This is a genomic window from Streptomyces sp. NPDC051913 (genome assembly GCF_044593635.1).
Taxonomy (GTDB): Bacteria; Actinomycetota; Actinomycetes; order Streptomycetales; family Streptomycetaceae; genus Streptomyces.
Genome location: NZ_JBIUCI010000003.1, coordinates 589,433 through 603,380, shown reverse-complemented (window position 1 = coordinate 603,380; position 13,948 = coordinate 589,433). Strand labels below are relative to the sequence as shown.

Below are 13,948 nucleotides of genomic sequence, written 5' to 3'. Positions count from 1 at the left end.
TCAGAGCGACATAAGCGAGCCGAAGACCGAGAGGAGGCGACCATGAGCCGGCGTTCCGGGATCCTTGAGTTCGCCGTACTCGGTCTGCTGCGCGAGTCCCCGATGCACGGCTACGAGCTGCGCAAACGACTCAATACGTCACTGGGTGTGTTCCGTGCGTTCAGCTACGGCACGCTCTACCCCTGCCTCAAGACGCTGGTCGCCAACGGCTGGTTGATCGAGGAGCCGGGGAACGCTCCTGAGGACGCCCTCGCCGCATCACTCGCGGGGCGTCGCGCCAAGATCGTCTATCGGTTGACGGCGGAAGGTAAGGAGCACTTCGAGGAACTGCTCTCCCAGACCGGCCCCGACGCGTACGAGGACGAGCACTTCGCCGCGCGTTTCGCCTTCTTCGGGCAGACGTCGCGCGATGTGCGCGTGCGTGTGCTGGAGGGCCGCCGCAGCCGGCTGGAGGAGCGCCTGGACAAGATGCGCGTGTCGTTCGCGCGCACCCGGGAGCGCCTCGACGACTACACGCTTGAGCTCCAGCGCCACGGAATGGAGTCCGTGGAGCGCGAAGTGCGCTGGCTGAACGAGCTCATCGAGAGCGAGCGGGCCGGACGGGACCTTCGTGGTTCCACCGGGGGGCCCGCTCAGTCCTCTCAGCAGAACAACACCACTGGAGCGACGGGCAACCTGCCACGGCCCGGGGACACCCCCCGGACCGATCTGCCCGACGACACCGCCACGTGAGCGCCCAGTCAGGGCCTCACTCATACACACAGGGAGCAACCGGAATGGGTTCGGTTCGCGTAGCCATCGTCGGTGTGGGCAACTGCGCCGCGTCGCTGGTTCAGGGAGTCGAGTACTACAAGGACGCCGACCCGGCGTCCAAGGTGCCCGGTCTGATGCACGTCCAGTTCGGCGACTACCACGTCGGTGACGTCGAGTTCGTCGCCGCCTTCGACGTCGACGCGAAGAAGGTCGGCCTCGACCTCTCGGACGCCATCGGTGCCAGCGAGAACAACACCATCAAGATCTGCGACGTCCCGAACAAGGGCGTCACGGTCCAGCGCGGTCACACGCTCGACGGTCTCGGCAAGTACTACCGCCTGACCATCGAGGAGTCCGCCGAGGAGCCGGTCGACGTCGTCCAGATCCTCAAGGACAAGCAGGTCGACGTTCTCGTCTGCTACCTGCCCGTCGGCTCCGAGGACGCGGCGAAGTTCTACGCCCAGTGCGCCATCGACGCCAAGGTCGCCTTCGTCAACGCCCTCCCGGTCTTCATCGCCGGCACCAAGGAGTGGGCGGACAAGTTCACCGAGGCGGGCGTCCCGATCGTCGGTGACGACATCAAGTCGCAGGTCGGCGCCACCATCACGCACCGTGTGATGGCGAAGCTGTTCGAGGACCGCGGTGTCCGTCTTGAGCGCACCATGCAGCTCAACGTCGGCGGCAACATGGACTTCAAGAACATGCTGGAGCGCGACCGCCTGGAGTCCAAGAAGATCTCGAAGACGCAGGCCGTCACCTCGCAGATCCCCGACCGCGACCTGGGCGAGAAGAACGTCCACATCGGTCCCTCGGATTACGTGGCCTGGCTCGACGACCGCAAGTGGGCCTACGTCCGCCTCGAGGGCCGTGCCTTCGGTGACGTCCCGCTGAACCTGGAGTACAAGCTCGAGGTCTGGGACTCCCCGAACTCCGCGGGTGTCATCATCGACGCCCTGCGCGCCGCGAAGATCGCCAAGGACCGCGGCATCGGCGGCCCGATCCTGTCGGCGTCCTCGTACTTCATGAAGTCCCCGCCGGTCCAGTACTTCGACGACGAGGCCTTCGCCAACGTCGAGAAGTTCATCAAGGGTGAAGTCGAGCGCTAGCTCGATCCGGCGCTCACGCGCCGAGGCTCAGTCAAAACGCTCCTGCCAGGGCTGTGTCGAGGGTCCCCGGGTTGTACCGCCCGGGGACCCTTCCCGTATGTGAGGCTGTGCCCCATGGCCGTCGTCCGTGACCTGCGCGTCCTGCTGCGCTTCCAGGGCTTCAGACGTCTGCTCTCCGTACGCCTGCTCTCCCAGGGCGCCGACGGCGTCTTCCAGGTCGCGCTCGCCGCGTACGTCGTCTTCTCCCCGGAGAAACAGACCTCGGCCGCCGCCATCGCCTCCGCGATGGCCGTACTCCTGCTCCCCTACTCCCTGGTGGGCCCCTTCGCCGGCGTCCTGCTGGACCGCTGGCGCCGCCGCCAGGTCTTCCTCTACGGCAACCTGGTGCGCGCGGCGATGGCCTCGGCGACCGCCGTCCTCATGGTCAGCCACGCCCCGGACTGGCTCTTCTACGCCTCCGCCCTGTGTGTCACCGCCGTCAACCGCTTCGTCCTGTCCGGGCTCTCCGCCGCGCTGCCCCGCGTGGTCGACGACGAACGCCTGGTCGTCGCCAACTCCCTCTCCCCGACGGCCGGCACGCTCGCGGCGACCGCGGGCGGCGGCCTCGCCTTCGTCGTACGGCTGTTGGTGGCGGACTCCGACGCGGCCGTGGTGCTCCTGGGGGCGCTTCTGTACCTGTGCGCCGCGCTGGCGTCATTGCGCATTTCCAAGGAACTGCTCGGTCCCGACCGCGCGGTGGCGCACCCCGGCCTCACGGCGGCCCTCTCCGGCACCGCCCGTGACCTTGCGGCGGGCGTCCGCCATCTCACCGGCGCGCCCCGCCGGGAGGCCGCCTGGGCACTCGCCGCCATGACGCTGATGCGCTTCTGCTACGGCGCCCTGCTGGTCATGCTGCTGATGCTGTGCCGGTACGAGTTCTCCTCCACCACCGACGACGGACTCGCCCTGCTGGGGCTGGCGTTGGGCATCTCGGGCGCGGGCTTCTTCGTGGCGGCCGTGGTGACGCCCTGGGCGGCGGGGCGTCTCGGTCCCGGCCGCTGGATCGTCGTGTGCGCGGCAGCCGCAGCGGTCCTGGAGCCTGCGCTGGGCCTCCCTTTCTCCGTCACGCCGATGCTCGTGGCGTCCTTCGTCCTGGGCCTGACCACGCAGGGCGCGAAGATCTCGACGGACACGCTCGTCCAGTCCTCGGTCGACGACGGCTTCCGGGGCCGGATCTTCTCCGTCTACGACGTGCTGTTCAACATCGCCTTCGTGGGAGCTGCCGGCGTCGCCGCACTGATGTTGCCGCCGGACGGCCGCTCTGTGGTGTTGGTGATAACAGTGGCCGTTATCTACGGGGCAGTTGCGGTGGCTATGGCCCGCTTTGAGCGCCAGTAAGTGTCACATCAATGCCACAGAGTCCCCCTCGACTACAAGGCTGTCAGTGGGTGCCGGTAACTTACGTGCGTCTTACTCGCGCCGCATTGCGCATCACTCACCCATGTTCTAGGGGGACCCCCAAGTGTCTACTCCGCCGCCCCAGGGCCAGAACCCGTTCGCCCAGGGCCAGCAGCCCTACGGCCAGCCCCAGGCCCAGGCCCCGTACCCGCCCCAGGACGGCAACCCCTACGCCCAGGGCCAGCAGCCGGGCTTCCCGCAGCAGGGCGGCGTTCCCTACGCGCCGGTCCCGCCGGAGCAGCCCAAGCGCAAGCTCAGCTTCAAGACGATCAAGAACATAGTCATCGTCGTGGCCGTCGCCGGTATCGCCATCGGCGGCTACATCTCCAGCCGTGACGACGCCAACACCGCGGCGGTCGGCGACTGCATGCACCGCGGCAGCACCAACGACAACGACCCGGACCTCGAGGTCGTCGACTGCAGCTCCTCGAAGGCCCAGTACACGGTGCTGGCCAAGATCGAGGGCACGTTCAGCGGCACCCTTGCCGAGACCAAGTGCACGGCCGAGGCCAAGGACTTCCAGTACACCTACACCGAGTCCGGTGACGGCACCGACTTCCTGCTCTGCCTCAAGGACAAGTAGTAACTCCTGCGGTACCGCAGACAGGGCGAGGGGCGACGTTTCACGTGAAACGTCGCCCCTCGATGCTTTCCAGGGGTCATGTTTCACGTGAAACATGACCCCGTTTCACGCTCTCAGCTCTGCTCCGCCCACCACTCCTTGAGCGCCTCGGCCGCAGCCTCCTCGCCCATCGGCCCATTCTCCAGGCGCAGTTCCAGGAGGTGCTTGTATGCGCGGCCGATGGCCGGGCCCGGCGTGATGCCGAGGATCGCCATGATCTGGTTGCCGTCCAGGTCGGGGCGGATGGCGTCCAGCTCCTCCTGCTCCTGGAGTTGGGCGATGCGCTCCTCCAGGCCGTCGTACGCACGGGAGAGCGCCGTCGCCTTGCGCTTGTTGCGGGTCGTGCAGTCGGAGCGGGTCAGCTTGTGGAGGCGGTCGAGGAGCGGGCCTGCGTCGCGGACGTAGCGGCGGACCGCGGAGTCCGTCCACTCGCCCGTGCCGTAGCCGTGGAAGCGCAGGTGGAGTTCGACCAGGCGTGAGACGTCCTTCACCAGGTCGTTGGAGTACTTCAACGCCGTCATGCGCTTCTTGGTCATCTTCGCGCCGACCACCTCGTGGTGGTGGAACGAGACCCGGCCGTCCTTCTCGAAGCGGCGCGTGCGGGGCTTTCCGATGTCGTGCAGGAGGGCGGAGAGGCGGAGGACCAGGTCGGGACCGCACTCCTCCAGGGCCATCGCCTGCTCCAGGACGATCAGGGTGTGGTCGTACACGTCCTTGTGGCGGTGGTGCTCGTCGCTCTCCAGGCGCAGAGCCGGAAGCTCGGGCAGGACGTGGTCCGCGAGGCCCGTGTCGACCAGCAGGGTCAGCCCCTTACGCGGGTTCGCGGACAGGATCAGCTTGTTCAGCTCGTCCCGGACGCGCTCGGCGGAGACGATCTCGATCCGCTCGGACATCTCCTTCATCGCGGTGACGACCTCCGGTGCCACCTCGAAGTCGAGCTGCGCGGCGAACCGCGCTGCCCGCATCATCCGCAGCGGATCGTCGGAGAAGGACTCCTCGGGCGTGCCAGGAGTACGCAGCACCCGCTTCGCGAGATCTTCGCGGCCTCCGTGCGGGTCGATGAACTCCTTCTCCGGGAGCGCGACGGCCATCGCGTTCACGGTGAAGTCACGCCGGACGAGGTCCTCCTCGATGGAGTCGCCGTACGACACCTCAGGCTTGCGCGAGGTCCGGTCGTACGCCTCCGACCGATAGGTCGTCACCTCGATCTGATAGCCATCCTTCTGCGCGCCCACCGTGCCGAAGGCGATCCCGACCTCCCATACCGCGTCCGCCCACGGGCGCACGATCTTCAGTACGTCCTGAGGGCGAGCGTCGGTCGTGAAGTCCAGGTCGTTGCCGAGCCGGCCCAGCAGCGCGTCCCGGACCGAGCCGCCGACCAGGGCGAGGGAGAACCCGGCCTCCTGGAAACGGCGGGCAAGGTCGTCGGCGACAGGGGCGACCCGCAGCAGTTCACTGACCGCGAGATGCTGCACCTGGCTCAGGGCGCTGGGCTTGTCTTCGTTGGCGTTCGGCACAACAGAAAAGGGTACGTGGCCCCGGCGACCGTGAGCGCCTCCATTAAATCTGCACAGGCCGATCCGCCGGGCCGCGAGCAAGGGCCGCCTGCCGGTCGTACGGATTCGCTCCTCTTTATACGCACACATACAGGACGGTCCGGCCCTGTCCGCCGATCTTGTGGAGCAGTCCGCGGCACTTCCCCTCAGCGCGCATCGTTACCATGCGTGGACGCACATTGCGACGACCACTGACGACCACTGACGACGAGGGACGGGCGAGCGCGTGGCCGAGGCGGCAGACTTCCAGGGGATGAGTCCCTCACCTGCCCGCCGGTGGCTGCGGCGCACGGGAGCACTGCTCGCCGGAGCGCCTCTGCTGGCCGGACTGCTACAGCTGCCCGCCGCCGGGCCCGCGAACGCCGCGTCGGGCTCCAGCACCGTGTCCGTGGACATCAACACGCTCACCCCCAGCGTCCCCACGGACGGGGACACGGTGACCGTGTCCGGCACCGTGACCAACGACGGCAAGCAGACAGTCACGGACGCCCAGGTGGACCTCCGCGTCGGCCCCGAGCTCAGCACCCGCTCGGACGTCGACGGCGTCGCCCAGCGCACCGACTTCCAGCCAGGCCTCGACGGCACCATCGTCGGCGGCAAGTACGTCGAGAAGTTCTCCAAGCTGGCACCCGGCGTCGCCCAGACCTTCAGCATCTCCGTCCCGGTCGACGAACTGGACCTCGGCTCGGACGGCGTCTACCAGCTCGGGGTCTCCCTGACCGGTGAGACCTCCGCACAGCAGTGGCAGCAGGTGCTCGGCATCCAGCGGACGTATCTGCCCTGGCAGCCCGAGGACGCCGACACCAGGACGAAGACGGCGGTCCTGTGGCCGCTGATCTCCACCGCCCACATGACGGCGGAGACCGGGTCGAACGAAGAGCAGACGCCGGTCTTCCTCAGCGACGACCTGGCCAAGGAGATCTCGGCGGGCGGCCGGCTGGAGCAGATGCTCTCGCTGGGCAAGTCCCTGGACGTCACCTGGGTGATCGATCCGGACCTGCTGGCCTCCGTCGACGCCATGACCGGCACGTATCGCGTCGAGTCGGGCAACACCACCGTGGCGGGCACGCACCAGGCGGTCGCCAAGCAGTGGCTGGCCGAGCTTCAGGACGCGGTGGCGGACAAGGAGGTCGTCGCGCTTCCCTTCGCCGACCCCGACCTCGCCTCCCTCGCCCACAACGGCACGACCGTCACCGGCTCCCTGAGCCACCTCAAGGAAGCCACCGACGTCGCGGCCACCACGGTGCAGACCGTGCTCCATGTGACACCGGACACCGACTTCGCCTGGCCCGTGAACGGCGCCGTCGACCCGTCGATCGTCAAGGTCGCCACCTCCGCGGGTGCCGACAAGGTGATCGCGCGCAGCGACAGCCTGGAGGAGACCGCCGGCCTGCCGTACACGCCCTCCGCGGCCCGCCCCATCGGTGGCGGCACGACCGCGGTGGTGGCCGACGCCCGGCTGTCCACGGCGTTCCAGGGTGACCTCACCTCGGCCTCCGCCTCCACTCTCGCCGTGCAGAAGTTCCTCGCCTCGAGCCTGGCGCTGAACCAGCAGGTGGACAAGCAGCGCAGCATCGTCGTCGCCCCGCAGCGCACGCCGACGACGAGCCAGGCGCAGGCCATGGCCGCCGCTGTGGCCGCCCTCCAGGGCGGCAACTGGACGCAGACCCAGGACCTGACGTCGGCGGCCGCCTCGAAGCCGGACGCGAGCGCCACCACCAAGGTCCCGTCGGCCTCCGCCTACCCCGCCAAGCTGCGCAAGCAGGAGCTGTCCAAGCCCGCCTTCGAGCAGATCGCGGCCGTGCAGGACAAGCTCGACCGGTTCAAGGTGATCCTCACCGACCAGTCCCGTGTGGTGACCCCCTTCGGGCGGGCCATGAACCGTGAGATGTCGACGTCGTGGCGCGGCCGTGCCGCCGAGGCGCAGAGCTACCGCGACGGTGTGCGGAACTACCTCGACAACCTGACCAACCAGGTCAAGCTGATCGACAAGTCCGAGGTCAAGCTCTCCGGGCGCAGCGCCACGATCCCCGTGACCGTGCAGAACAACCTGGTGCAGGGCGTCGACCACCTCGTCCTGCGGCTCACCTCCACGAGCCCGACCCGTCTGAAGATCGGCGACGACGACTACGAGGAACAGCAGGTCACCGTCAACGGCGGACACAGCCAGACGGTGAAGTTCACCACCTCGGCCCAGGCCAACGGCCAGGCGGAGGTCGTCGCCCAGCTGTTCACCGAGGACGGCCAGGCGTACGGCGACCCGGTCCGGTTCAAGGTGAGGGTCACCGAGTTCACGGCCACCGTGATGCTGGTCATCGGCGGCGGCTTCCTCCTCCTCGTCCTGGCCGGTTTCCGGATGTACAAGCAGCGCAAGCGCGCCGCCGAGCGGGAGGCCGACGAAGGCGGATCCGGGGATCATGACGCGGCCGACGAGCCGACGGACGGCCCGGAGAACCCGGAAGGCCCTGATGACCGTCTCCCGGAGGAGTCCGGCACCCGGGCCGGGGCAGACGACCCGCAGCAGCCGAGTGACCTGACACCGGACACCGCAGCGGAAAGCACCGACCCGTCCGGCACGGGTGAGAGAGTGGACCGTTGAGGATGTCGTGGCCGGTGGGCCCGGGACGATGAGGTGGGGTAACCATGAACGCGCCGTACGACGGTGACCGCGGCCAGGCCGCGGGCGGCTCGGGCCACCCCGAGGGCCCGCCGCCCGAGCACGGCCAGGTACCGCCGCAGCCCCCCGCGGACATGTACCTCCAGGACGCCTACGACCAGGACCCCTACCGGGCGCAGGACCTCTCCGCCCAGGACCCGGTCGCCGAGGCGCTCTACGACCGCGCCGCGCACCCTCCGCCGCCTCCGGGCACGTACCAGCCTCAGCAGCCGCTGTACGCCCAGCCCCAGCAGTCCCCGTACGCCCCCGACCCGCATGTGTGGGCGCAGACTCCGGCGCCCGAGCCGGACGGGGCGACCCAGTACCTGCCCTACGGCGACGACCCGCGCAGCACGCAGTACGTGGGTGTGGACGACCTCGTCACCCACTCCGCCGAGGAGCGCCACGAGCCGGACGCCTTCGCCCACCTCTTCCGCGACCAGCAGCAGGGCGGTCAGCAGCCGTACCAGCCGCCGTCGGTACCGGCTCCGTCCCCGGCCCCGAGCCCCGTACCGGGTGCCGAGCCCCCGATGCCGCCGTCCGCGGACCGGACCATGAATCTGGGCACCGCTCCCGTCCCGCCTCCGTCCTCACCGGCTCCGGCCGCTGCCGCGAAGAAGGGCGGAAAGGCAGGCGGACTGCTGAAGTCCAGTGCGGTGATGGCGGCCGGCACGATGGTGTCGCGGCTCACGGGGTTCATCCGGTCGGCGTTGATCGTGGCAGCGCTGGGCACGGCTTTTCTGGGCGACGCCTTCCAGGTGGCGTACCAGCTGCCGACCATGATCTACATCCTCACCGTCGGTGGCGGTCTCAACTCCGTCTTCGTCCCCCAGCTCGTGCGCGCCATGAAGGAGGACGACGACGGCGGTGAGGCGTTCGCCAACCGGCTGCTGACGCTCGTCATGGTCGCGCTCGCCGCGCTCACGGCCATTGCGATGTTCGCGGCGCCGCTGCTGGTGCGTGCTCTGTCGAACCCCGTCGCGACCAACCCTGCCGCGAACGACGTCGCCATCACCTTCAGCCGCTACTTCCTGCCCTCGATCTTCTTCATGGGTATCCACGTGGTGATGGGGCAGGTCCTCAACGCCCGCGGCAAGTTCGGCGCGATGATGTGGACCCCGGTCCTCAACAACGTCGTCATCATCGTGACGTTGGGGATGTTCCTCTGGGTGTACGGCACCGCCAAGCACTCCGGCATGGACGTCGCCACCATCCCACCGGAGGGCCAGCGCCTTCTCGGCATCGGCATCCTGCTCGGCCTGGTCGTCCAGGCCTTGGCGATGATCCCGTACCTGCGCGAGACCGGCTTCAAGCTGCGGCTGCGTTTCGACTGGAAGGGCCACGGCCTCGGCAAGGCGGCCATGCTCGCCAAGTGGACGATCCTGTTCGTCCTCGCCAACCAGGCGGGCGCCCTCGTCGTCACCCAGCTGGCCACCGCGGCGGTCGCCGACACCAAGATCGCCGGTACCGGGTTCAGCGCCTACGCCAACGCCCAGCTGATCTGGGGTCTGCCGCAGGCGATCATCACCGTGTCCCTCATGGCCGCGCTGCTTCCCCGTATCTCGCGTTCCGCGGCGGAGGACGACGCCGGCGCGGTCCGTGACGACATCTCCCAGGGGCTGCGCACGACCGCGGTCGCGATCGTGCCCCTGGCGTTCGGTTTCGTCGCACTCGGCATCCCGATGTGCACCCTGATCTTCGGCTCGTCCGGCACCGGCGCCGCCACGAACATGGGCTACATGCTGATGGCCTTCGGCCTCGGCCTGATCCCGTACTCGGTGCAGTACGTCGTCCTGCGCGCGTTCTACGCCTACGAGGACACCCGCACCCCCTTCTACAACACGGTCATCGTGGCGGCCGTCAACGCCGCCGCGTCAGCCGCCTGCTACTTCGTCCTCCCGGCGCGCTGGGCGGTCGTCGGCATGGCCGCCTCGTACGGTCTGGCCTACGCCATCGGCGTCGGTGTCGCCTGGAGCCGGCTGCGCAAGAGGCTGGGCGGCGACCTGGACGGTGTCCGTGTCATGCGGACCTACGCCAGGCTCTGCATCGCCTCGGTGCCAGCCGCGATCCTCAGCGGCGCGGCCTGCTACGGCATCGCACAGGCCCTCGGCCAAGGCGTCATCGGCTCCTTCGCCGCCCTGATCGTCGGCGGCGCGGTCCTGCTCGGGATCTTCTTCGTGGCAGCCCGCAAGATGCGTATCGAGGAGCTGAACTCCCTGGTCGGCATGGTGCGCGGACGGCTGGGGCGCTGATAAGGGGGTACGCGCACAACCATCGTCCGCCACCGTGTGTCGTGCATAGCGGCGGACTGTGGGCACAATTGGTCTCGGCGTCGGACGGCGCGCACGGATGTCGGTCGGCGCGCAAGGAATGGGGAGGCAGGAACGACGGTGGCGGAACGGAGCACGGCTGCCGTCGACGTGGCAGACAACAGCGGCGACGAGCCGCTGACCGCACAGGCGGACCAGTCCACGGCCGACGGGGTGGCCACAAACCGGGAGCGGGACACGGACAACGAAGAGGCACAGGGGAGTGGCGGGACCGAGGGTCCCGGGAAGGCCTCACCGCCCGAGCTGCACAGCGGCCACAAGCTCGCCAGACGCTACCGGCTCGAGGAATGTGTCACTCGGCTGGACGGCTTCAGCAGTTGGCGGGCGGTCGACGAGAAACTTCGTCGTGCCGTCGGTGTCCACATCCTGCCGGCCGACCACTCACGGGCCCGTTCCGTCCTGGCAGCGGCCCGTTCCTCCGCGCTGCTCGGTGACCCGCGTTTCGTCCAGGTCCTGGACGCCGTCGAGGAGAACGACCTCGTCTACGTCGTCCACGAATGGCTGCCCGACGCCACCGAGCTGACCGCGCTCCTGGCCCCCGGGCCGCTGGAGCCGCACGACGCGTACCAGATGGTCAGTCAGGTCGCCTCCGCCATGGCCGCCGCCCACCGTGAGGGCCTCGCGCATCTGCGCCTGAACCCGAACGCGGTCCTGCGGACCTCCAGCGGCCAGTGGCGCATCCGCGGCCTCGCTGTGAACGCCGCGCTGCGTGGCATCACTTCCGAGACCCCGCAGCGTACGGACACCGAGGCCATCGGCGCGCTGCTGTACGCGGGCCTGACCCAGCGCTGGCCGTACGAGGACGACGCCTACGGTCTGTCCGGGCTGCCCAAGGACATCGGGTTGATCCCGCCCGACCAGGTGCGGGCGGGTGTCCACCGCGGGCTGTCCGAGCTGTCGATGCGCGCGCTCGCCAACGACGGCGCGACCGCTTCCCGCCACGAGTCGGCGTGCATCACGCCTGAGGAGTTGGTGAAGGCGATCGGCGAGATGCCCCGCATCCGCCCGCCCGAGCCGGCGTTCACGGCGCCGCCCGAGTACCAGCGCACGACGTACCAGCAGGGCACGTACGGCCGTCCAGCGCCGCATCCCGGCGTCACCCAACCGCTGCCGTCTCCTCCGCCTCCGTTGCAGAGCCGCACCGGCAAGGCCCTCAAGTGGGCCGTGTCGGCGCTCCTCATCGCCGCTCTTGGCCTGGGCAGCTGGCAGTTGGCGGACGCCCTCATGGAGCAGCACAACAAGTCCGAGGACACCAACCAGACGCAGACCACGGACGACAACGACAAGAGCGGCGACAAGACCAAGCCGGTCAAGACGCTCAGCATCGCCGGTGCCCGGGAGTACGTCGCAAGCGGTGACGCACAGGCCCCGGGCGACGTGAAGCTGACGTACGACGGCGACAGCTCCACGTACTGGCGCACCAAGCGCTACAACGACGGCCCGACGCTCGCCCCGTACAAGCCGGGTGTGGGCATCGTGTACGACCTCGGCTCGGCGCAGAAGGTCTCGGCCTCCTCAATAGGGCTCCGGTACGACGGCAATGACACGACCGTGAAGCTCTACGCCACCGACTCCCTCTCCCCCTCCTCCGGCGTCGACGGAATGACGGAGATCGGAACCGCCACCACGAGCGGCAAGTCTCTTACGGTGAAGGCGTCGAAGGCGGTCAAGACGCGGTACGTGCTGCTGTGGATCACGGCCGTGCCGTACGCGCCGACGGACGGCTACAGCGGCTCGGGCTACAAGCAGGCGGTCACCGACGTGACGTTCAAGGGCTGAGCGCACCACATCCCAGGGGAGGGGGTCCGATGGCAGATGGCACCGCATACGGCGACGCAAGCGATCAGGACCTCCTCGCCCGTCATGTGGACGGCGATCCCGACGCTTTCGGCGAGCTCGTGCGGCGCCATCGCGACCGGCTCTGGGCCGTGGCCCTGCGCACCCTCGGAGACCGCGAGGAGGCCGCTGACGCCGTCCAGGACGCCCTGGTCTCCGCCTACCGTGCCGCCCACACCTTCCGTGGCCAGTCGGCCGTCACGACCTGGCTGCACCGCATCACGGTGAACGCCTGCCTCGACCGGGCCCGCAAGGCGGCCTCCCGCAAGACGTCGCCGGTCGACGACACCGAGCGCCTGGAACAGCTCCTGGAGCCCCACGAGGAAGCTTCGGCACCGGCGGAGCGCAACGATCTGCACCGCCAGCTCCTGGAGGCTCTCGGCACGCTGCCGCCCGATCAGCGGGCCGCTCTCGTCCTGGTGGACATGCAGGGATATCCGGTCGCCGAAGCCGCCCGCATGCTCGACGTGCCGACCGGCACGGTGAAGAGCCGCTGCGCCCGCGGCCGGGCCAGACTCCTCCCCCTTCTCACCCATCTGCGGCCGGAAAACACCGGTGACCGCAGAGAACCGGGCGGAGGACGGAACCGGGTGCACGGGACATCCGTCCCACCGGCAGCGGGATCCCCTGACCCAGGTCCCCGTGAGACAGGTCCAGGCGATTCAGCTGCTGTGAAGGGCGGAGGTGGGCGAGCGTGACATCCACGACAGACACGACCGGGCACCCGGACGTCGCGGAGATCTCCGACCTCACCGAAGGTCTGCTCACACCCACCCGCAGCGCGGATGTGCGTCGGCATCTGGACGAGTGCGAGCTCTGCGCGGACGTCCACGCTTCTCTGGAGGAGATCAGGGGGCTGCTCGGCTCGCTGCCGGGGCCGCCGCGTATGCCGGACGAGATCGCGGGCCGTATCGACGCCGCTCTCGCCGCGGAGGCTCTTCTCAACGCGACAGCACCCGAGCCCGTCGAAGCCCCCACACTCGGCGATGCGCATGTTTCACGTGAAACATCGGTGTCTGCGGATCGTCCTGCCGGCCACGCCCGTGCGGCCACCACGGGCCCGGGTCGCAAGAGCCGTTCCCGTGGCGGGCGTCGCAGGATCGCCGTCCTGGGAACCGTCTTCACCGTCGCAGCCCTCGGGCTCGGCTCGGTATTGCTGTCGTCCTTCAACGACGGAAAGCCCTCCGCCCCGACCACACAGGCCGACGCCTTCTCCGGCAAGAAAGTGGGGACCCAGGTCTCCGAACTGTTGGCACAGGGTTCCGGCGAGGGATCCCGTGCTCCGCGCAGCCTGGGTGCGAACACCGTTCCCGAGAACCACCTCAAGAACCAGCCCCTGCCCCAGGTCCCCTCCTGTGTGCTGCGAGGCATCGGTCGTGACGACGAAGCGCTGGCAGCGAAGAAGGGCACCTACGACGGCGATGCTGCCTACCTGGTGTTGATGCTCAACGCGAAGGACAGCAGCCGAGTCGACGCCTATGTCGTCGACGCCGGCTGTGAGAAGGATCCGTCCTCCTCCGCGAAGGTTCTCCTGACGCACTCCTACGCGCGTTAGGCACACGCTTCGTCTCTCTTCTGCGTGGATCCCGTACGGTGCCGCCTCTCCGTGTGCCCGGACACACCGGGAATGCGCGCCCCGTAGGATCCGTTGG

At 68.8% G+C, this 13,948-nt stretch carries 10 protein-coding genes; 9 read left to right on the top strand and 1 reads right to left on the bottom strand.

Translation table 11 applies throughout. The features are described from left to right. Window positions 1–42: 42 nt before the first annotated feature. From ACIHIX_RS11800 to ACIHIX_RS11785, 4 genes are all read left to right on the top strand, one after another. Window positions 43–732: a PadR family transcriptional regulator gene (locus tag ACIHIX_RS11800; RefSeq protein WP_059194380.1), complete on the top strand. Its 690-nt coding sequence runs from the start codon at window positions 43–45 to the stop codon at window positions 730–732. Between the two features lie 44 nt (window positions 733–776). Continuing rightward, a complete protein-coding gene (locus tag ACIHIX_RS11795) occupies window positions 777–1,859 on the top strand; it encodes an inositol-3-phosphate synthase (RefSeq protein WP_399953366.1) in 1,083 nt (360 codons plus the stop codon). Between the two features lie 114 nt (window positions 1,860–1,973). Further along, entirely contained in the window at window positions 1,974–3,236 is a 1,263-nt protein-coding gene (locus ACIHIX_RS11790) for an MFS transporter (protein WP_399953363.1), read from the top strand. Between the two features lie 124 nt (window positions 3,237–3,360). Continuing rightward, window positions 3,361–3,879 (top strand): hypothetical protein, encoded by a 519-nt coding sequence (locus ACIHIX_RS11785; RefSeq protein ID WP_399953361.1) that lies wholly within the window; start codon window positions 3,361–3,363, stop codon window positions 3,877–3,879. A 113-nt stretch (window positions 3,880–3,992) separates the two neighbouring features. On the opposite strand, the gene ACIHIX_RS11780 is transcribed toward ACIHIX_RS11785, so the two are convergent. Beyond that, the gene (locus tag ACIHIX_RS11780) at window positions 3,993–5,435 is read right to left on the bottom strand and encodes a CCA tRNA nucleotidyltransferase (protein ID WP_399953359.1); all 1,443 of its coding nucleotides are present in this window, start codon (window positions 5,433–5,435) and stop codon (window positions 3,993–3,995) included. 265 nt (window positions 5,436–5,700) lie between these two features. Between ACIHIX_RS11780 and ACIHIX_RS11775 the strand changes: the two genes are divergently transcribed. The 5 genes from ACIHIX_RS11775 (at window position 5,701) to ACIHIX_RS11755 (ending at window position 13,851) form a co-directional block, all read left to right on the top strand. Continuing rightward, window positions 5,701–8,073 carry a DUF6049 family protein gene (locus ACIHIX_RS11775; RefSeq protein WP_399953356.1) on the top strand — a complete coding sequence of 791 codons (2,373 nt, stop codon included), beginning with the start codon at window positions 5,701–5,703 and terminating at the stop codon, window positions 8,071–8,073. A gap of 44 nt (window positions 8,074–8,117) precedes the next feature. After that, window positions 8,118–10,382 carry a murein biosynthesis integral membrane protein MurJ gene (gene murJ, locus ACIHIX_RS11770; RefSeq protein WP_399953354.1) on the top strand — a complete coding sequence of 755 codons (2,265 nt, stop codon included), beginning with the start codon at window positions 8,118–8,120 and terminating at the stop codon, window positions 10,380–10,382. 138 nt (window positions 10,383–10,520) lie between these two features. Further along, window positions 10,521–12,239 (top strand): protein kinase family protein, encoded by a 1,719-nt coding sequence (locus ACIHIX_RS11765; RefSeq protein ID WP_399953351.1) that lies wholly within the window; start codon window positions 10,521–10,523, stop codon window positions 12,237–12,239. Window positions 12,240–12,268: 29 nt separating this feature from the next. Further along, window positions 12,269–12,994 carry an RNA polymerase sigma factor SigM gene (gene sigM / locus ACIHIX_RS11760; protein ID WP_399953348.1) on the top strand — a complete coding sequence of 242 codons (726 nt, stop codon included), beginning with the start codon at window positions 12,269–12,271 and terminating at the stop codon, window positions 12,992–12,994. Further along, window positions 12,991–13,851, top strand: a complete 861-nt coding sequence (locus ACIHIX_RS11755; RefSeq protein ID WP_399953345.1) for an anti-sigma factor family protein — start codon at window positions 12,991–12,993, stop codon at window positions 13,849–13,851. The genes sigM and ACIHIX_RS11755 overlap by 4 nt, the downstream gene beginning before the upstream one ends. Window positions 13,852–13,948: the final 97 nt, after the last annotated feature.